The sequence below is a fragment of the Azoarcus sp. PA01 genome (assembly GCA_001274695.2).
GTDB lineage: Bacteria > Pseudomonadota > Gammaproteobacteria > Burkholderiales > Rhodocyclaceae > Aromatoleum.
Genome location: LARU01000002.1, coordinates 543,451 through 564,016, shown reverse-complemented (window position 1 = coordinate 564,016; position 20,566 = coordinate 543,451). Strand labels below are relative to the sequence as shown.

Here is a 20,566-nt window from a genome sequence, read left to right as displayed (position 1 = left end):
GCAAGGCGCGCTGTTGCATGGGTTGGTGTGATTGCATTTTTTGCATTCACCTGCGCTTTGAACCAGCGGCAGGTGAGTGCGCACAAGCGTGAGTTCGTCTATGACGGTGCACCCTGGCGACAGGGTCCATGGTTATAGGATCAAGCGACTAAGTGCATGTGGTGGATGCCTTGGCGATCACAGGCGATGAAGGACGTGCAAGCCTGCGAAAAGCGGGGGGAGCTGGCAATGGAGCTTTGATCCCCCGATGTCCGAATGGGGAAACCCACTCCTTTTGGAGTATCCCGCGCTGAATACATAGGCGTGTGGAGGCGAACGCGGCGAACTGAAACATCTAAGTAGCCGCAGGAACAGAAATCAACCGAGATTCCCCAAGTAGTGGCGAGCGAACGGGGAGGAGCCTGCACGACTAAACCAATTACTTAGCAAAACGGTCTGGAAAGTCCGACGATACAGGGTGATAGTCCCGTATGCGAAAAGTGGCTGGCGGGTCTGAGCGTGCGACAAGTAGGGCGGGACACGAGAAATCCTGTCTGAAGATGGGGGGACCATCCTCCAAGGCTAAATACTCGTGATCGACCGATAGTGAACCAGTACCGTGAGGGAAAGGCGAAAAGAACCCCGGGAGGGGAGTGAAATAGATCCTGAAACCGCATGCATACAAACAGTGGGAGCCTCCTTTGTGGGGTGACTGCGTACCTTTTGTATAATGGGTCAGCGACTTACGTTCAGTAGCGAGCTTAACCGAATAGGGGAGGCGTAGGGAAACCGAGTCTGACAAGGGCGATTGAGTTGCTGGGCGTAGACCCGAAACCGGATGATCTATCCATGGCCAGGATGAAGGTGCGGTAACACGCACTGGAGGTCCGAACCCACTAATGTTGAAAAATTAGGGGATGAGCTGTGGATAGGGGTGAAAGGCTAAACAAATCCGGAAATAGCTGGTTCTCCCCGAAAACTATTTAGGTAGTGCGTCGTACGGACACTTGCGGGGGTAGAGCACTGTAATCGTTGGGGGGGTCACTGCGATCTACCCCGCGATAGCAAACTCCGAATACCGCAAAGTGATATACGGCAGACAGTCCTGGGGTGCTAACGTCCTGGGACAAGAGGGAAACAACCCAGACCGCCAGCTAAGGTCCCAAATACATGGCTAAGTGGGAAACGAAGTGGGAAGGCCCAGACAGCTAGGAGGTTGGCTTAGAAGCAGCCATCCTTTAAAGAAAGCGTAATAGCTCACTAGTCGAGTCGTCCTGCGCGGAAGATGTAACGGGGCTCAAGCCATGAACCGAAGCTGCGGATCTCGCAAGAGATGGTAGGGGAGCGTTCCGTAAGCCTGCGAAGGTGTCTCGAGAGGGATGCTGGAGGTATCGGAAGTGCGAATGCTGACATGAGTAGCGATAAAGGGTGTGAAAAGCACCCTCGCCGAAAGCCCAAGGTTTCCTGCGCAACGTTCATCGACGCAGGGTGAGTCGGCCCCTAAGGCGAGGCAGAAATGCGTAGTCGATGGGAAACGGGTCAATATTCCCGTACCGCTCTTAGATGCGATGGGGGGACGGAGAAGGTTAGGCCAGCCGGGTGTTGGACGTCCCGGTTTAAGCGTGTAGGCGTGCCCCGTAGGCAAATCCGCGGGGCTAAGCTGAGGCGTGATGACGAGGGCTCTTTGAGCCCGAAGTGGTTGATACCATGCTTCCAGGAAAAGCCTCTAAGCTTCAGTCTAAGAGCGACCGTACCGCAAACCGACACAGGTGGGCAGGTAGAAAATACCCAGGCGCTTGAGAGAACTCAGGAGAAGGAACTCGGCAAATTGATACCGTAACTTCGGGAGAAGGTATGCCCCGCTAGCTTGTAGGCGAACAGCCGAAGGGCGAAGGGGCCGCAGAGAATCGGTGGCTGCGACTGTTTATTAAAAACACAGCACTGTGCAAACACGAAAGTGGACGTATACGGTGTGACGCCTGCCCGGTGCCGGAAGGTTAAGTGATGGGGTGCAAGCTCTTGATCGAAGCCCCGGTAAACGGCGGCCGTAACTATAACGGTCCTAAGGTAGCGAAATTCCTTGTCGGGTAAGTTCCGACCTGCACGAATGGCGTAACGATGGCCACACTGTCTCCTCCTGAGACTCAGCGAAGTTGAAATGTTTGTGAAGATGCAATCTCCCCGCGGCAAGACGGAAAGACCCCATGAACCTTTACTGTAGCTTTGCATTGGACTTTGACGGGACTTGTGTAGGATAGGTGGGAGGCTGTGAAGCGGGAACGCCAGTTTCCGTGGAGCCAACCTTGAAATACCACCCTGGTGTCGTTGAGGTTCTAACCTTGGCCCGTGAATCCGGGTCGGGGACCGTGCATGGCAGGCAGTTTGACTGGGGCGGTCTCCTCCCAAAAGGTAACGGAGGAGTACGAAGGTCGCCTAGACACGGTCGGACATCGTGTTGATAGTGCAATGGCAAAAGGCGGCTTGACTGCGAGACCGACAAGTCGAGCAGGTGCGAAAGCAGGTCATAGTGATCCGGTGGTTCTGTATGGAAGGGCCATCGCTCAACGGATAAAAGGTACTCTGGGGATAACAGGCTGATTCCGCCCAAGAGTTCACATCGACGGCGGAGTTTGGCACCTCGATGTCGGCTCATCACATCCTGGGGCTGTAGCCGGTCCCAAGGGTATGGCTGTTCGCCATTTAAAGTGGTACGTGAGCTGGGTTTAAAACGTCGTGAGACAGTTTGGTCCCTATCTGCCGTGGGCGCTGGAAGTTTGAGAGGACCTGCTCCTAGTACGAGAGGACCGGAGTGGACGCACCCCTGGTGTACCGGTTGTGACGCCAGTCGCATCGCCGGGTAGCTAAGTGCGGAAGAGATAACCGCTGAAAGCATCTAAGCGGGAAACTCGCCTCAAGATGAGACTTCCCCGGGGCCTCGAGCCCCCTGAAGGGTCGTTGAAGACCACAACGTTGATAGGTCGGGTGTGGAAGCGCAGCAATGCGTTGAGCTAACCGATACTAATTGCCCGTGAGGCTTGATCCTATAACCCTGGATCGAACACCGCGTGACGACTCACCGAAAAAAACGCCTCACACCTCCCCCACACACTTCGCTTCTCCGCTTTGTTACCCCTTACAGTCTGACGACCATAGCATCCTGGTACCACCCCTTCCCATCCCGAACAGGACCGTGAAACAGGACCGCGCCGATGATAGTGCCCATGCGGGTGCGAAAGTAGGTCATCGTCAGACTAACTCTTCACCCGAAAAGCCGCTTTCCCGAACCGGAAAGCGGCTTTTTGCTGTCCACCTGCCGCCCAACCCAGCCACGACACGCCTGCGTCGCCCGGGCGGAAAGACGGCCCGGGGGAATCTTCGGGGCACAATGCTTTTTACGACTCCAGTATTCCAATAAATTCTGAATAGATCAGAACTTCCTTCACGAGCTCTACGGTATTCAGGCTGCGCGTTTGGCGTGAACGAGGTAATTCGCATCGGTGTCATTTCCGAGTGAATACACATGTGTCAAGGGGTTGTAGCTCATGCCGAGCAATTCGGCAGTTTCCAGGCCGGCTAGGCGGCTATACCGCGCGAGTTCAGATGGTCTAATGAACTTCACATAATCGTGGGTGCCGCGCGGCAACAGGTTCAGGATGTATTCCGCTCCGAGAACTGCAAATAGATAGGCCTTGAAATTTCGGTTAATTGTGGAGAAAAATACGTCCCCGCCGGGTCGGACCAGTTGGGCGCACGCGAGCACGGTGCTTGCAGGATCAGGAACATGCTCGAGCATTTCCATGCATGTCACAATGTCGAACTCACCAGCATGTTGCGCGGCGAATTCCTCAGCGCTCGCATGATGATAGTCGACTTTCTGCCCGCTTTCGAATAGGTGAAGGCGAGCAACGCCGAGAGCTTTTTCTGACAGGTCAATACCTGTGACCTGAGCGCCTGCGGCCGCCATGCTCTCCGACAGGATTCCTCCGCCACATCCAATATCCAGGACACGCTTGCCTGCAAGCCCCGCATTCCTGTCTATCCAGTCGAGGCGCAACGGGTTGATTTCATGAAGCGGCTTGAATTCGGACGTGGTGTCCCACCAGCGGTGGGCAAGTTCGCTGAATTTCTGCAGTTCTGCGGGGTCAGCATTCATGTTCATTGCCTGAAGTCTTTTGTCACGATGGGACCAGTGCGGCGCAGCCGTGTTCCCTTTTCGCTGGCCAAATGAAAAAGCCCTGCCGGGGCAGGGCCTTCACAGGCACTCGGGTGGATCGTTTACTTCGTGCCGATCACTTCAACTTCGACCCGACGATCCGGCTGCAGACATGCGATAAGAGCCGTGCGACCGAGTTTGTCCGAGCAGCTGGTGCCCGTCACCGGCTGGCGCTCGCCCTTGCCTTCGGTATAGATGCGGTTTGCTTCGACGCCTTTGCCCACAAGGTAGGTCTTCACGGCGTTGGCACGGCGCTCGGACAGCTTCTGGTTGTAGGCATCGGAGCCGAGACGGTCGGTATGGCCGACGGCGAGAATCACTTCCAGCTTGACGCTCTTCGCCTGCTCCGCCAGTTGATCAAGCTTGCTCCTGCCTTCCGACTTGAGGACGGCCTTGTCGAAGTCGAACAGCGTGTCAGCGGAGAGTTTGATCTTTTCAGCGGTGGGCCTCGGGGCCGGAGCGGCGGGGGCGGGAACCGCTGCCGGAATCACTGCCGGCGTACATTTTTCCTTCGGCACGATATCGCTGTCGCATTCGCAGCCGGCCGGGAACTGCCCCGCCATCGCGGTACCCGCAGCAGCCGGGCTCCAGTAGCCGGTGCGCCAGCACAGGCCCGTGCCGCTTCGCGCGACGACGTTGCGCGAATCGATAACGTAGGGGATCTCGCCCTTGCCATCGACCACGACATCCTTTGCCTGCGCAAAGGCGGCCGGTGCGGAGAGGCCGATCGAGGCGATTGCGGCCAGTATGAACATCTGCTTTTTAGTCTGTTTGATCATGATTTCCTCGTCGATGGGCAGGAGGATGAGTGGGGATGACTGATTAGCCGGGCGAATCGAATTCAGCAATACCCGCCAAGAGTAAGAGCCAAACATATCCAGTTCAGCTACCAGACTTAGTTTGCCACACTGCAGTAAGCGCGAGCAATTCTCTGTCGTTTAATTGCAACATCAAATTCCCTTTATTTACACGGATTTCTCCGCCGACCCATACGTGGGAGACGTGCTCCCGTCCTGCAACATAGACCAAATGCGAGGCAGGATTGAAGCAGGGGCGTGTTTCGAACCGGTCCAGCGCGACCGCACAAAGGTCGGCTGCCTTGCCTGGTTCGATCGATCCGATCCGGTCTCCCAGTCCCAGGGCGCGGGCGGCATCGAGTGTCGCCATCCGGATGGCGACATGGGCAGGAATCGCGGTGGCGTCGAGCGTGGAGACCTTCGCAAGAAGACAGGCATGACGGATTTCCTGGAAGAGATCCAGGCGGTTGTTGCTCGCTGCGCCGTCGGTGCCGAGGCCTACCGTGATGCCGTCTTCCCTCAGGCGGGCAACCGGTGCGATCCCGCTTGCGAGCTTCATGTTCGACGTGGGGCAGTGGGCAATGCTGCAACCATGCAGGGCGAGCAGGTCGAAATCGGATGGGTCGAGATGAACCGCATGGACCCCTAGCAGGTTGCTGCCGAGCAGACCGAGGCGCGCAAGTCGAGTGAGCGGGCGGACACCATGCCGGGAATGGGAGTCCTGAATTTCCTGGAGCGTCTCGTGGATATGGATGTGAATTGTCGTGTCGAGTTCGGCGGCAAGGCTCGCGACGCGCGCCAGGGTCTCATCCGAAACGGTATACGGGGCGTGCGGGGCAAGTGAAAAATCGATCCGTGGATGCGTGTGCCATTGTCCCCGTGCTGCCAGTCCCTTGCGCAGATAGTCGTCCGCATCGCTGGCGTAGGGCGTGGGAAATTCGAGCACGGTAATGCCGAGCACGGCGCGCATTCCTGCCTGATCGAACGCTTCAGCGGCCGCATCGGGGTAGAAATACATGTCGTTGCAGGTCGTGATTCCGCCCCGCAACATTTCAGCCGCGGCCAGCAAAGTGCCGTCGCGGACGAAAGCGTAGGACACCTGCCTGCTTTCAGCCGGCCAGATGGCCTCCTGCAGCCAGCGCATCAAAGGCAGGTCGTCGGCGATTCCGCGCATCAACGTCATCGCCGAATGCGCATGAAGATTGATCAGTCCCGGAATCAGGACATGTTCGGCGAGTTCGAACGACTCTGGCGCGTGGTAGCGCAAGCGCGCTTCGTCCTGCGGCAATATCGCGAGGATGCGTCCGTTGCGCACCACGACGGCATGGTGCTCGAGTACGACGTTCGCGGGCTCGACGGGAAGGATCCAGCGAGCGTGAATCAGGAGGTCTGCGGGCTGGCTCAACTCTCGCTCCAGACGATGCAGGGGCTGCGCAGAGGCGACAGCTTCGCATCTCGGTTTTTCTACGATTTAAGCATACGTCGGTTGGCGCCGCCATCGGCGCGTTCGTGATGCGTACCGTCAGCCACCCTGGCAATGCGGAGCGTCCGCTACCGGCCGCATGGTAAGATTGCACGCTTTTGACCGAGCGGTTTTCGCCGCCGCCGCTAAATGACCCCGTTTGCCAAGGAAACGCTGCCGATCAGTCTTGAAGACGAGATGCGGCACTCCTATCTCGACTACGCGATGAGCGTGATCGTCGGCCGCGCGTTGCCCGATGCGCGCGATGGCCTCAAGCCGGTTCACCGGCGCGTGCTCTTCGCGATGCACGAACTGTCGAACGACTGGAACAAGGCTTACAAGAAGTCCGCGCGGATCGTCGGCGACGTCATCGGCAAGTATCACCCTCATGGCGACTCCGCGGTCTACGACACGATCGTGCGCATGGCCCAGGATTTCTCGCTGCGCTACATGCTTGTCGACGGCCAGGGAAACTTCGGTTCGGTCGACGGCGACAACGCCGCCGCGATGCGTTACACGGAAATCCGCATGGCGCGGATCGGTCATGAGCTGCTCGCGGACATCGACAAGGAAACGGTCGACTTCGGCCCGAACTACGACGGTTCGGAGAGGGAGCCGCTGATCCTGCCGGCAAAGATCCCGAACCTGCTGATCAACGGCTCGTCGGGCATCGCCGTCGGCATGGCGACGAACATCCCGCCGCACAACCTCGGCGAAGTGCTCGATGCCTGCCTGAAGCTGCTGGAGAATCCGGACACCGATATCGAAGAGCTGATCGCCCTCGTCAAGGCGCCGGACTTTCCGACTGCCGCGTTGATCTACGGGCTCTCGGGCGTGCACGACGGCTACCGTACGGGTCGCGGTCGCGTCGTGATGCGCGCGCGCACGCACTTCGAGGATCTGGAAAAAGGCAACCGCCAGGCAATCATCGTCGATGAGCTGCCGTACCAGGTGAACAAGCGCACATTGCTCGAGCGCATCGCCGAGCTGGTGAACGAAAAGAAGATCGAGGGCATCAGCGAGATTCGCGACGAGTCGGACAAGTCCGGCATGCGCGTCGTCATCGAGCTCAAGCGCAACGAAGTACCCGAAGTCGTGCTGAACAATCTCTTCAAGCAGACCCAGCTGCAGGACACGTTCGGCATGAACATGGTGGCGCTGGTCGATGGCAAGCCGCGCACGCTGAACCTGAAGCAGATGCTCGACTGCTTCCTGTCGCACCGGCGCGAAGTCATCACGCGCCGCACCGTGTTCGAGTTGCGCAAGGCGCGCGAACGCGGGCATATCCTCGAAGGGCTTGCGGTCGCGCTGTCGAATGTCGACGAGATCATCGCCCTGATCAAGGCGGCGCCGACTCCCGCCGACGCGAAGCGCGGGCTGATGGCGCGCACGTGGCATTCCGCACTGGTCGAGGAGATGCTCGCGCGCGCGCTTGCCGACAGCTATCGACCCGACGGCTTGGCGGCCGAGTTCGGCCTCTCGGCCCAGGGCTACCGGCTGTCGGATGCGCAGGCGCAGGCGATCCTGGAGCTGCGCCTGCAGCGCCTGACCGGACTCGAGCAGGACAAGATCGTCACCGAATACCGCGACGTGATGGAGGTCATCACCGACCTGCTCGACATTCTCGCCAATCCGCCGCGCATCACCGCGATCATCGTCGAGGAACTGGGTGCGATCCGGCACCAGTTCGACGACCCGCGCCGTTCCGAGATCGTGCTGAACACGGCGGAGATCAACATTGAGGACCTGATCGCGCCCGAAGACATGGTCGTGACGCTGTCGCACGCGGGCTACTTCAAGCGCCAGCCGCTGACCGACTACCGCGCGCAGCGTCGCGGCGGTCGCGGCAAGCAGGCGACCGGGATGAAGGACGACGATTTCATCGACCGCCTCTTCGTCGCCAACACGCACGACTACATCCTGTGCTTCTCCAGCCGCGGTCGCGTCTATTGGCTCAAGGTGTATGAAGTCCCGGAAGGCACGCGCAACTCGCGGGGCCGTCCGATCGTGAATCTTTTCCCGCTGATGGAAGGGGAGAAGATCAACGCAGTACTGCCAGTGCAGGCTTTCGACGACGACCATTTCGTCTTCATGGCGACCGCCGAGGGCACGGTGAAGAAGACCGCGCTGACCGCGTTCTCGAATCCGCGCAAGGCCGGCATCATTGCGGCGAACCTCGACGATGGCGACCGCCTGATCGGCGTCGCGATCACCGACGGCAACAGCGACGTGATGCTGTTTTCAGACGCCGGCAAGGCGGTGCGCTTCCCGGAAGGCGACGTGCGCCCGATGGGGCGCGAGGCGCGCGGGGTGCGCGGCATGAATCTCGAGGAAGGCCAGCGCGTCATCGCGATGCTGGTCGCGAAGGACGAGGAGCTGTCGGTGCTGACCGCGACCGAAAACGGCTATGGCAAGCGCACGCCGGTCGCCGAATATACGCGTCACGGGCGCGGCACCAAAGGCATGATCGCGATCCAGACGTCGGATCGCAACGGCAAGCTCGTCGGCGCGTGCCTCGTCGAGGAAAGCGACGAGGTGATGCTGATTTCGACCGGTGGCGTGCTGATCCGGACCAGGGTGCAGGACATCCGCGAACTGGGCCGGGCGACCCAAGGCGTGACGCTGATCAACCTCGACGAGGGCACTTCGCTCGCAGGGATCGAGAAAGTCGCAGAGTCCGAAGTCGACGAGCCTGCGGCCGACGTCTCCGACGATGGCGTCCCGGAGGTCGACTCCACCTCTGCGGTGGACGGGCCGCGAACGGATGGGCTGCCGGAGTAAGACTGCGAAGGGAGAATTCCAGACAATGACACGCGTATACAACTTCAGCGCCGGGCCGGCGGCGCTGCCGGAGGCGGTGCTGCGACAGGCCGCTGAAGAGATGCTCGACTGGCATGGCGCGGGATGCGGCGTGATGGAAATGAGCCATCGCGGCAAGGAGTTCACGTCGATCGTCGAACAGGCCGAAGCGGATTTGCGCGAGCTGCTGGCGATCCCGGACAACTACCGCGTGTTGTTCCTGCAGGGCGGGGCGACGCAGCAGTTCGCGCAGATTCCGATGAATCTGCTCGCCGGAGGGTCGGCCGACTATGTCGTGACCGGGACCTGGTCGAAGAAGGCCTACGGCGAAGCCAAGCATCTGGCCGACGTGCTCGGCGGCGCAGTCCGGCTCGCCGGCTCCACGGAGACCACCGGATTCACGCGCCTGCCGCGCCCGGACGAACTCGACCTCGACCCGCGGGCGCGCTATCTGCACCTTTGCACCAACGAGACGATCCACGGCATCGAACTGCGCGATGCCCACCGTTTGCCGGATGCGGGCGTGCCGCTGGTCGTCGACATGTCGTCGCATATCCTGTCGCGCCCGATCGAGGTCAGCCGCTACGGCCTGATCTATGCGGGGGCGCAAAAGAACATTGGGCCTTCCGGGCTGGTCGTCGTCATCGTGCGCGAGGACCTGCTCGGCCACGCTGCGCCGGTGACGCCGACGATCATGGATTATCGCGTGATGGCGGAGAACGGCTCGATGCTCAACACGCCTCCGACCTACGCGATCTACATCGCCGGGCTCGTATTCCGCTGGCTCAAGGCGCAGGGGGGGCTTGCAGCGGTCGAGGCGAACAACGTCGCGAAGTCGAACCTGCTTTACGATTTTCTCGATGCCAGCGATTTTTACGAGAACCGCGTCGATCACGACAGTCGCTCGCGGATGAACATCCCGTTCCTGCTGCGCGACGCCGCGCTCAACGACGCTTTCCTCGCCGGAGCGACGGCGGCCGGGCTCACGCAGCTCAAGGGGCACAAGTCGGTCGGGGGGATGCGCGCCTCGATCTATAACGCGATGCCGCTGGCGGGCGTGCAGGGGCTGGTTGATTACATGCGGGATTTTTCCGCGCGAAACGGTTGAACACGCACGGCTGAAAGGGCGAGCATGAGTGACGAACTGCTGAACCTCAGGAAGAACATCGACCGCCTCGACGAGGAAATCCTCGTGCGCCTTGCAGAACGCGCCCGCAACGCGCAGCGCGTCGGCGAAATCAAGCAGGGCAACGTATATCGCCCGGAGCGCGAAGCGCAGGTGCTGCGCCGACTCGGTGCTGCCAATCCCGGGCCGCTGCCGGATCTCGCGGTGCAGCGGATTTTCCGCGAAATCATGTCCGCGTGCCTCGCGCTCGAACGGCCGCTGCGAGTCGCCTACCTCGGGCCGGCGGGCACTTTTTCGGAGAGCGCGTCACGCAAGCATTTCGGCTCGGCGCCGAACTTCGTGCCGACCTCGACGATCGACGAAGTCTTTCGCGCGGTCGAAGCCGGTAACGTCGATTACGGCGTCGTCCCGGTCGAGAACTCGACCGAAGGCGTGGTCGGCGGTACGCTCGACCTGCTGCTCGAGAATCCGTTGCAGATCTGCGGCGAAGTCAAGCTGCGCATTCATCAGCACCTGCTGTCGAAAGCTGCCGGCATCGGCGCGCTCAAACGGCTGTATTCGCACGCCCAGTCCCTCGCCCAGTGCCACGAGTGGCTGAACCGCAACCTGCCGTCGCTCTCGCGCGTGCCGGTCGCGAGCAACGCCGAAGCGGCGCGCCTCGCTTCCGAAGATGCCGAATCGTGCGCGATCGCGGGCGAGGCGGCGGCCGACCTCTATGGCCTCGGCGTGCTGGCTGCGAACATCGAGGACGATCCGAACAACACCACGTGCTTTCTTGTCATCGCGCACCACGATGCGGACCACTCCGGCCAGGACAAGACTTCACTGGTGTGTTCGGCGCCGAACCGCCCCGGCGCGGTGCATGCACTGCTCGAACCGCTCGCGAAGCACGGTGTCAGCATGAGCAAGCTGCAGTCCCGTCCCGCGCGCGGCGGATTGTGGGAGTACGTGTTCTACATGGACATCGAAGGCCACCGCGACGACCCGGAGGTGGCCGCGGCCTTGAAGGAACTCAACGAACGTGCGGGGTTCGTCAAAGTGTTGGGATCGTACCCGGTCGCGGTGATCTGAGCGAAACGGGACCGACCACGAGGAGAGCGCAATGAGCGTAGCCAGCAAGGCCCCCGATTACATCCGCGCAATCACGCCCTATCCGCCTGGCAAGCCGATCGGCGAGCTGGCGCGGGAAATGGGGATTCCCGAAGCCAGCATCGTCAAGCTCGCGTCCAACGAGAACCCGCTGGGCATGAGCGTGCGCGCCAAGGAAGCAGCCCTGGCGGCGCTCGTCGACATCGAGCGCTACCCGGACGGCAATGGCTTCGAGCTGAAGGCGGCGCTGTGCGCGCGCTTCGGCGTGCAGCCCGAACAGATCGTGCTCGGCAACGGCTCGAACGACGTCCTCGAACTCGCCGCGCACGCGTATCTCGCCCCCGGCAGTTCTGCGGTGTTCTCGCAGCACGCGTTCGCCGTCTATTCGCTCGCCACCAACGCGACGGGTGCGCGCGGCATCGAGGTGCCGGCGCGCGCTTACGGACACGATCTGCGCGCGATGGCAGCCGCGGTCGCGCCCGACACGCGCATCGTGTTCATAGCGAACCCGAACAATCCGACCGGCACCTTCGTCGAGGGCAGCGAGCTCGAAGCTTTCCTCGCGCGGGTGCCCCCTGACGTGCTCGTGGTGCTCGACGAAGCCTATACGGAGTACCTGTCCGAACAGCAGCGTTACGACAGTCTCTCGTGGTTGCCCCGTTTTCCGAACCTGCTCGTTTCCCGCACCCTGTCGAAGGCGTACGGCATGGCAGGTTTGCGCGTTGGTTACGGCATCGGCCACCCCGATGTCGTCGACCTGATGAACCGCGTCCGCCAACCGTTCAACGTCAATAGCGTGGCGCTCGCGGCGGCGACGGCTGCGCTCGCCGACGAGGAGTTTCTCGCCCGCAGTGCCGACGTCAATCGGCGCGGCATGGCGCAGATCACCGAAGCGCTCGCCGAGCTTGCGCTGGAATGGATCCCGTCGGCGGGCAATTTCGTCACGTTCAGGGTCGGCGATGCCGGAGCGGTGAATCTGGCGCTGCTGAAACAAGGCGTCATCGTCCGGCCGATCGGCGGATACGGCATGCCCGAATGGCTGCGCGTTTCGATCGGCCTGCCCGAAGAGAACGCCCGCTTCATTGCCGCCCTGCGGCAGGCGCTCGCATGACTCACGCAAGGGGCAGGCAATGGTCATGATCGACAAGCTGGTCGTGTGCGGCGTCGGCCTGATTGGCGGCTCGTTCGCGCTGGCGCTGCGTCGGGCCGGATTGGTCAGACGCATCGTAGGGATCGGGCGCAGCCCGGCGTCGCTTGCCCGCGCAGTGGCGTTGGGCGTCCTCGACAAGGCGGCTGCCGGCTGGGCCGACGCGCTGGACGGCGCCGATTTCGTCCTGCTGGCTACTCCGGTCGGGCAAATGGATGCGGTGATGGCGGCGATGGCGCCGCATCTGGCGCCGGGAACGGTGGTCACGGACGCCGGCAGCACCAAGCGCGACGTCATCGAGGCGATCTACCGCAATCTTCCCGAGCATCTCCCGTACGTTGTCCCGGCGCACCCGATCGCCGGCGCCGAGTGCAGCGGTGTCGAGGCGGCCTTCGCCGGGCTGTACGACGGCAGGAAAGTCGTCGTCACGCCGTTGCCGGAAAACGAGCCGGAGGCGGTGCTGCGCGTGCGCGAGGCCTGGGAGGCGTGCGGGGCGTTGGTGCACGAGATGCCGCCGCAAGAGCACGATCGCGTGTTCGCGGCGGTCAGTCATCTGCCTCATCTGCTCGCGTTCGGGCTGGTGCACGACCTTGCCGGGCGGTCGAACGCCGAACAGCTGTTCGGCTACGCCGCGAGCGGTTTTCGCGACTTCACGCGGATCGCGGGCAGCCATCCGGAGATGTGGCGGGATATCTGCATCGCCAACCGGCAGGCACTGCTGGGCGAACTGGACCAGTATCTTGCCGAGCTTGCGCAGCTTCGGGCGCTGCTGCTGTCGGCCGACGGCGACCGGCTCGAGCAGCTGTTCGGCGAGGCGCGCGAGGCGCGCAACGCCTGGGCCGAGCAATTTTCCACCGCCGCCAACGCTGTTCCGACACCCGAATGACCATGGACTTTCTCGACCTTCCGCCGATGCTCGACGCCACCGGGCGGGTACGCCTGCCGGGGTCGAAGAGTATTTCGAACCGCACGCTGCTGCTTGCCGCGCTCGCCGAGGGACGAACGGAAATCCGCGACCTGCTCGCCTCGGACGACGTCGAGCGGATGCTCGACGCGCTGCGTACGCTGGGCGTCTCGTGGGAACGCCTGGGCGACAGCGACGACTATCGGGTCGACGGCGTCGCGGGGCCGTTTCCGGTCAAGGCCGCGGACTTGTTCCTGGGCAATGCTGGCACGGCATTCCGCCCGCTGACTGCCGCACTCGCGCTGTCGGGCGGGGAATACCGCCTGACCGGCGTGCCGCGGATGCATGAGCGGCCGATCGGCGACCTCGTCGACGGGCTGCGGCAGGTCGGTGCGGACGTGCGCTATCTCGGTGTCGAAGGCTTCCCGCCGCTGCATGTCCTGCCCGCCACGATTCATCCTGGCGGGGTGTTGCGCGTGCGCGGCGACGTTTCGAGCCAGTTCCTCACCGCGCTGCTGATGGCGTTGCCGCTCACCGGAACGCGGACCACGATCGAAGTCGTCGGCGAGCTGATCTCGAAACCGTACATCTCGATCACACTCGATCTGATGGCCCGTTTCGGCGTCGAGGTGCAACGCGAAGGCTGGAGCCGCTTCACCGTTCCCGGCGGCGCCCGTTACCGCAGCCCCGGCACGGTGTTCGTCGAAGGCGATGCGTCGTCGGCTTCGTACTTTCTTGCCGCGGGCGCGATCGCTGGCGGGCCCGTTCGCGTCGAAGGCGTCGGGCGTAGCAGCATCCAGGGCGACGTGCGCTTCGCCGAGGCCCTCGTCGAACTCGGCGCCCGGGTCGACATCGGCGACAACTGGATCGAAGCGCGCGCGCCGGAGAGCGGACGGCTGAAGGCGTTCGATCTCGACCTGAACCATATTCCCGACGCCGCGATGACGCTCGCCGTCGCGGCGCTGTTTGCCGACGGTCCCTGCACGCTGCGCAATATCGCCAGCTGGCGGGTCAAGGAAACGGATCGCATCGCGGCGATGGCAACGGAACTGCGCAAAGTCGGCGCCACCGTGGAGGAGGGCGGGGATTTCCTGCGCGTCACACCCCCTGCGCAGCTCGTGCCGGCCGCAATCGATACTTATGACGATCACCGCATGGCGATGTGCTTCTCGCTGGTGAGCCTCGGCGGCTGCCGCGTGCGCATCAATGAGCCGAAATGCGTGAACAAGACTTTCCCGACCTATTTCGAATGCTTCGGCAGCATCACGCGGCCTGTCCCGGTCGTCGCGATCGACGGACCGTCGGCCTCCGGGAAAGGCACGGTCGCCGCGAGCGTTGCCGCGGCGCTGGGCTATCACTACCTCGATAGCGGTTCGCTGTACCGCCTGGTCGCGCTCGCCGCAATGCGTGCGGGGCTTGCATTGGACGATGAACCGGCGCTCGCGGCGCTCGCGGCGCGGTTGCCGGCCCGCTTCAGCGCAGCGCGAGTCACGCTCGACGACGATGACGTCACCGATGCGATTCGCACCGAAACGTGTTCGGTCGCCGCCTCGCAGGTCGCGGCATTGCCTGCGGTGCGCGCGGCCCTGCTCGACCGCCAGCGCGATTACCGTCGTGCGCCCGGGCTCGTTGCCGAAGGGCGCGACATGGGTTCGGTCGTGTTCCCGGATGCAACGCTCAAGATATTCCTCACCGCGACTGTCGAGGCGCGCGCGCAGCGCCGCTATAAGCAGTTGATGGAAAAAGGAATGGGTGCTAGCATGGAGAGTCTTTTAAAGGATCTTCATGAACGGGATGCGCGCGATGCGGCCCGGACTGTCGCTCCCTTGAAGAAATTGCCGGATGCGGTGCTCCTCGATACGACGGAAATCGACGTGGAGCAGGCGGTCGGTTTTGTGCTCGACCGGGTCCGCCGTTAGCCCGTTCCCGCAGGCGAGAAGCAGACCCCGAAAGGTTTGTTTCCTGATTTCAATCCTCTACTGGTAGCCGCTTTCGGGCGGCTTTTGGACCTTCACTCTTTATGACCACTGCCACCCCCGTTTCCGATTTCCAGGAAAGTTTTGCCGACCTGTTCGAAGAAAGCCTTGCGCGTCAGGAGATGCGCTCCGGCGAGGTGATCACTGCCGAAGTCGTCAGCATCGACCACAACTTCGTCGTCGTGAATGCCGGCCTGAAGTCCGAGAGCTATGTGCCGATCGAAGAGTTCCGCGATGACCGCGGCGAACTCGAAGTCAAGGTCGGCGACTTCGTCCATGTCGCCATCGACGCGCTGGAAGACGGCTATGGCGAAACCCGTCTGTCGCGCGAGAAGGCGAAGCGCATCGCAGCCTGGAACGATCTGGAAAAGGCACTCAACGAAGGTTCCCTGGTGAAGGGCCTGATCTCGGGTCGCGTCAAGGGTGGTTTGACGGTCATGACGAACAGCATCCGCGCGTTCCTGCCGGGCTCGCTGGTGGACATGCGTCCGGTCAAGGATACGTCGCCGTACGAAGGCAAGGAATTCGAGTTCAAGGTCATCAAGCTCGACCGCAAGCGCAACAACGTCGTGGTGTCGCGTCGCGCCGTGCTCGAAGAGACGATGGGCGAAGAGCGCGAAAAACTGCTCGCGAACCTCAAGGAAGGCACGGTCGTCAAGGGTATCGTCAAGAACATCACCGACTACGGCGCGTTCGTCGACCTCGGCGGCATCGACGGCCTGCTGCACATCACCGATCTCGCGTGGCGTCGCGTGCGTCACCCGTCCGAAGTGCTCAACGTCGGTGACGAGATCGACGCCAAGGTGCTGAAGTTCGATCAGGAAAAGAACCGCGTCTCGCTCGGACTCAAGCAACTCGGCGAAGATCCGTGGGTGGGCATTGCCCGTCGTTACCCGCAGGGCACGCGCCTGTTTGGCAAGGTCACGAACATCACCGACTATGGTGCGTTCGTTGAAGTCGAGCAGGGCATCGAGGGCCTGGTCCACGTGTCCGAAATGGACTGGACGAACAAGAACATCCATCCGACGAAGGTCGTCCAGCTCGGCGACGAAGTCGAAGTGATGATTCTCGAGATCGACGAAGACCGCCGCCGCATCTCGCTCGGCATGAAGCAGTGCATGTCGAACCCGTGGGACGATTTCGCGATCAACCACAAGAAGGGTGACAAGGTGCGGGGCCAGATCAAGTCGATCACTGATTTCGGCGTGTTCATCGGCCTGGACGGCGGCATCGACGGCTTGGTGCATCTGTCCGATCTTTCCTGGAGCGATACCGGCGAAGAGGCTGTGCGCCGCTTCAAGAAGGGCGACGAAGTCGAGGCTGTCGTCCTGGCGATCGACGTCGAGCGCGAGCGGATTTCGCTCGGCGTGAAGCAGCTCGAAGGCGATCCGTTCACGAATTTCATTGCGACGCACGAGAAGAACAGCGTCGTCAGCGGCACCGTGAAATCGGTCGACGCGCGCGGGGCGGTGATCGAGCTGAACGAGGATGTCGAAGGCTACTTGCGCGCGTCGGAAGCTGCTGCGCACCGTGTCGATGACTTGACGACCGTGCTGAAGGAAGGCCAGGAAGTTGAGGTCATGATCATCAACGTCGATCGCAAGACGCGTTCGATCAACCTGTCGATCCGCGCGAAGGACCAGGCCGAGCAGAGCGACGCGATGCAGAAGTTTGCTTCGGACAGTTCCGCAGCCAGCGGTACCACGAACCTTGGTGCGCTGCTGAAGGCCAAGCTCAACGAGCAGAAGCAGTAAATCCGGTTGGATATGACCAAATCGGAGCTGATTGCGAGGCTTGCGGCGCGTTTTCCGCAGCTCGTCGCAAAGGATGCCGATTACGCGGTCAAGATGGTGATCGATGCGATGTCCGAAGCGCTGGCGCGCGGGGACCGCATTGAGATCCGGGGATTTGGCAGCTTTGCATTGAACTATCGACCGCCGAGGGTGGGGCGCAATCCGAAATCCGGGGACAAGGTCCTGGTCCCGGAAAAGTACGTGCCCCACTTCAAGGCCGGCAAAGAGCTACGCGAGCGCGTCGACATCGCCGGATGAGCTGCGCGGCGATCGGGTCTGCATCATGAATGTCCGGGAGGGCGGCGCGAGCCGCCTTCTTTTTTGCCCTTCGCTCGGAGATAATTCATCCCATGCGCGTCGTAATGTGGATCATCCGGCTCCTGCTGTTCTTTCTGCTGTTCGGTTTCGCAGTGAAGAACGACCACCTCGTGAGCCTGCATTTCTTTTTCGGCAGCAGCTGGCAGTTGCCGCTGGTGTTCGTCATTCTCGTTGCATTCACCGCAGGTGCGCTGCTCGGCGTGACCGCGACGTTCGGCTCGCTGCTGCGTCAGCGGCGTGAAATCGGTCGCCTGCGCCGCCAGCTCGATCGCGCCACGCGCGATCGTCCGGCCGCCCCGGTTCCGAGCGCCGCCGAAGTCCAGGCGCCCGAGACTTTTTGAGCAATGGAAATCGAATTCTGGTGGTTTCTGGCGCTACCGCTTTTCTTTGCGCTGGGCTGGCTGGCCGCCCGCATCGACATACGTCAGGTGGTGCATGAATCGCGCGCGCTGCCGCGTTCATACCTGTCGGGTCTGAACTTTCTGCTCAATGAACAGCAGGACAAGGCGATCGATGCGTTCATCGAAGCAGTGAAAATCGATCCGCAAACGATCGAATTGCATTTCGCACTGGGAAGCCTGTTTCGACGCCGCGGCGAAACCGATCGCGCGATTCGCATGCACCAGAGCCTCGTCGACCGCGAGGACCTCTCCGATGAGCAGCGCCTTCAGGCGCTCGCCGAGCTCGGCCAGGATCATCTGAAGGCCGGATTGCTGGACCGCGCCGAGGCGGTGTTCGTGAAGCTTCGCGACACCCGCCTCAATGACACTGCAGTGCGTTTTCTGCTCGAGATCTATCAGCAGGAAAAGGACTGGGCAAAGGCGATCGAGGCGGCGAAGGCGCTGCCGGATAACGAGAGCGTCCTGTGGCGCAAGGAAGTCGCGAATTTCCATTGCGAGCTGGCGACGCTCGCCCTTGCAAGCTCACGGAACGACGAAGCGCGGCACCATCTCGACCAGGCATTCGCGATCAACCGGCGGTGTGTCCGCGCAAGCATCGTCCTCGGTGATCTCATGGCGGCCGAGAAGCGCTACGACGAGGCCATCGAAGTGTGGAAACGCGTCGAGAGCCAGGACCCGGTGTACCTTGCGCTGGTCGCCGAACGCATCATGGACGCCCACCAGCGGCTCGACCGGATCGAGCAGGGGCAGACGCTGCTGCGCTCGTGGCTCGAACGTCATTCCTCGCTCGATCTCCTCGACGAGGTGTTCCACTGGGAGCTTGAAAAGCAGGGATCACGCGCGGCCTATGACCTGGTCAGGGAAGAGCTGCGTCGCAATCCGACCTTGCTCGGGCTCGACAAGTTGCTCGAAGCGGCATTGCTGAATGCGCCGGCCGAGCAGCGCAGCGACATCGAACTTGTAAAACAGTTAATCCACGGCCACACGCGCCGGGTTGCGCGCTATCGTTGCGCCGAATGCGGGTTCAAGGCGCGCCAGTTCCAGTGGCGTTGCCCCGCGTGCGGCGGTTGGGAAACGTATCCTCCGCGCCGCACCGAAGAATACGATCTTGCGCCCTAAACGCCTGTGAGAGGTGTCGCCGGTCGCACGGCTCGCCCGGCGGTTTGATGTTTCTTCCGCTTGAGGACGATTCATGAAAGTCACCGTCGTGGGTACCGGTTACGTCGGACTCGTCAGCGCGGCCTGCCTCGCGGACGTCGGTAACGATGTGCTGTGCGTGGATGTCGATCCGACCAAGATCAGCATCCTCGAGGGTGGCGGAATTCCGATCCACGAACCGGGGCTGCTGGAGATCGTGCGCCGCAACGTCGAGGCCGGGCGCCTGTTCTTCACCACCGACGTCGAACAGGCGGCGCGCCACGGAACGATGCAGTTCATCGCGGTCGGAACGCCGCCCGACGAGGATGGGTCGGCGGATCTGAAGTACGTCGTTGCGGCGGCGCGAAACATTGGCCGGCACATGGATGGCTACCGCATCGTCGTCAATAAGTCGACGGTCCCGGTGGGTACCGGTGACCGCGTTCGCGAGGCGATCGTTGCGGAATTGGCGGCGCGCGAAGCCGATTTTCCGTTCAGTGTCGTGTCGAACCCGGAGTTCCTGAAGGAAGGCGCGGCGGTCGATGACTTCATGCGCCCCGACCGGATCATCGTCGGTGCGGACGACGAGCGCGCGATCGAGCTGATGCGCGAACTGTACGGCCCGTTTCAGCGCAATCGCGAAAAGATGCTGGTGATGGATGTCAGGAGCGCCGAGCTGACCAAATATGCCGCCAATGCGATGCTTGCGACCCGCATCAGCTTCATGAACGAACTGGCGAACCTCGCCGAGACGCTCGGCGCGGACATTGAACTCGTGCGTCAGGGTATCGGCTCGGACCCGCGCATCGGCTGGCACTTTCTCTATCCCGGCTGCGGCTACGGCGGTTCATGCTTTCCGAAGGATGTGAAGGCGTTGATCAACACCGGCGACGAGCGCGGCCAGGATCTGCTGATCCTGAACGCCGTCGAGGCGGCGAACGAGGCGCAGAAGCTGCGTCTCGTCGACAAGATCGTCGCCCGGTTCGGCGAGGACCTGTCGGGTTGCCACTTCGGACTGTGGGGGCTCGCCTTCAAGCCCAACACCGACGACATGCGGGACGCACCGAGCCGGGTGATCGTCGCCGAGCTGTTGCGCCGCGGCGCTACGCTCGTCGCCTACGATCCGGTCGCGATGAGCGAGGCGCGGCGCATCTTCGGCGACGAACCGCGGCTGGCGTATGCCGAGCGGCCGATGGAGGTCCTCGAAGGTGCTGATGCGTTAATCATCGTCACCGAATGGAAGGAGTTCCGCAGCCCCAATTTCATCCGCATCCGGCAGATGCTGCGGCATGCGGTGGTGTTCGACGGACGCAACATGTACGAACCGTCCGTCATGGCACGGGTCGGCCTCGAGTACCACGGCATCGGACGGCGCTGAGCTCCCGTTCCGGAACGATTGCCGATATAAGCTTATGCCGCTCCGCG

Annotated in this window: 14 protein-coding genes and 2 rRNA genes; 13 read left to right on the top strand and 3 right to left on the bottom strand. The window is 62.0% G+C overall.

What is annotated here, in order from left to right; genetic code table 11:
* Positions 1-138: 138 nt before the first annotated feature.
* Positions 139-3,022 (top strand): 23S ribosomal RNA (locus PA01_03620).
* Positions 3,023-3,118: 96 nt separating this feature from the next.
* A 5S ribosomal RNA gene (gene rrf, locus PA01_03615) occupies positions 3,119-3,231 on the top strand.
* A 205-nt stretch (positions 3,232-3,436) separates the two neighbouring features.
* On the opposite strand, the gene ubiG is transcribed toward rrf, so the two are convergent.
* The 3 genes from ubiG to PA01_03600 all read right to left on the bottom strand — a co-directional run bounded on the left by ubiG (position 3,437) and on the right by PA01_03600 (position 6,394).
* Complete coding sequence (gene ubiG, locus PA01_03610) at positions 3,437-4,138, bottom strand: bifunctional 2-polyprenyl-6-hydroxyphenol methylase/3-demethylubiquinol 3-O-methyltransferase UbiG (GenBank protein KON80832.1); 702 nt, start codon at positions 4,136-4,138, stop codon at positions 3,437-3,439.
* A gap of 116 nt (positions 4,139-4,254) precedes the next feature.
* Positions 4,255-4,971 (bottom strand): OmpA family protein, encoded by a 717-nt coding sequence (locus tag PA01_03605; GenBank protein KON80831.1) that lies wholly within the window; start codon positions 4,969-4,971, stop codon positions 4,255-4,257.
* A gap of 103 nt (positions 4,972-5,074) precedes the next feature.
* Positions 5,075-6,394, bottom strand: a complete 1,320-nt coding sequence (locus tag PA01_03600) for a TRZ/ATZ family hydrolase (GenBank protein KON80830.1) — start codon at positions 6,392-6,394, stop codon at positions 5,075-5,077.
* 207 nt (positions 6,395-6,601) lie between these two features.
* Between PA01_03600 and gyrA the strand changes: the two genes are divergently transcribed.
* The 11 genes from gyrA to PA01_03545 all read left to right on the top strand — a co-directional run bounded on the left by gyrA (position 6,602) and on the right by PA01_03545 (position 20,519).
* On the top strand, positions 6,602-9,232 hold the full coding sequence (gene gyrA / locus PA01_03595; GenBank protein KON80829.1) for a DNA gyrase subunit A: 2,631 nt from the start codon (positions 6,602-6,604) through the stop codon (positions 9,230-9,232).
* A gap of 25 nt (positions 9,233-9,257) precedes the next feature.
* Entirely contained in the window at positions 9,258-10,358 is a 1,101-nt protein-coding gene (serC, locus tag PA01_03590) for a 3-phosphoserine/phosphohydroxythreonine transaminase (protein ID KON80828.1), read from the top strand.
* Positions 10,359-10,382: 24 nt separating this feature from the next.
* Positions 10,383-11,447 (top strand): prephenate dehydratase, encoded by a 1,065-nt coding sequence (pheA, locus tag PA01_03585; protein KON80827.1) that lies wholly within the window; start codon positions 10,383-10,385, stop codon positions 11,445-11,447.
* Positions 11,448-11,478: 31 nt separating this feature from the next.
* Positions 11,479-12,576, top strand: a complete 1,098-nt coding sequence (hisC, locus tag PA01_03580) for a histidinol-phosphate transaminase (GenBank protein KON80826.1) — start codon at positions 11,479-11,481, stop codon at positions 12,574-12,576.
* A gap of 19 nt (positions 12,577-12,595) precedes the next feature.
* Positions 12,596-13,498, top strand: coding sequence for a prephenate dehydrogenase/arogenate dehydrogenase family protein (locus PA01_03575; protein KON80825.1), 903 nt, complete (start codon positions 12,596-12,598; stop codon positions 13,496-13,498).
* Between the two features lie 2 nt (positions 13,499-13,500).
* A complete protein-coding gene (locus tag PA01_03570) occupies positions 13,501-15,435 on the top strand; it encodes a bifunctional 3-phosphoshikimate 1-carboxyvinyltransferase/cytidylate kinase (GenBank protein KON80824.1) in 1,935 nt (644 codons plus the stop codon).
* 101 nt (positions 15,436-15,536) lie between these two features.
* Positions 15,537-17,246 carry a 30S ribosomal protein S1 gene (gene rpsA / locus PA01_03565; GenBank protein KON80823.1) on the top strand — a complete coding sequence of 570 codons (1,710 nt, stop codon included), beginning with the start codon at positions 15,537-15,539 and terminating at the stop codon, positions 17,244-17,246.
* Positions 17,247-17,258: 12 nt separating this feature from the next.
* Positions 17,259-17,543, top strand: coding sequence for an integration host factor subunit beta (locus tag PA01_03560; protein ID KON80822.1), 285 nt, complete (start codon positions 17,259-17,261; stop codon positions 17,541-17,543).
* Positions 17,544-17,635: 92 nt separating this feature from the next.
* Entirely contained in the window at positions 17,636-17,944 is a 309-nt protein-coding gene (locus tag PA01_03555; protein KON80821.1) for a LapA family protein, read from the top strand.
* A gap of 3 nt (positions 17,945-17,947) precedes the next feature.
* Positions 17,948-19,123: a lipopolysaccharide assembly protein LapB gene (gene lapB / locus PA01_03550; GenBank protein ID KON80820.1), complete on the top strand. Its 1,176-nt coding sequence runs from the start codon at positions 17,948-17,950 to the stop codon at positions 19,121-19,123.
* Between the two features lie 73 nt (positions 19,124-19,196).
* Positions 19,197-20,519, top strand: coding sequence for a UDP-glucose/GDP-mannose dehydrogenase family protein (locus tag PA01_03545; GenBank protein KON80819.1), 1,323 nt, complete (start codon positions 19,197-19,199; stop codon positions 20,517-20,519).
* Positions 20,520-20,566 lie beyond the last annotated feature (47 nt).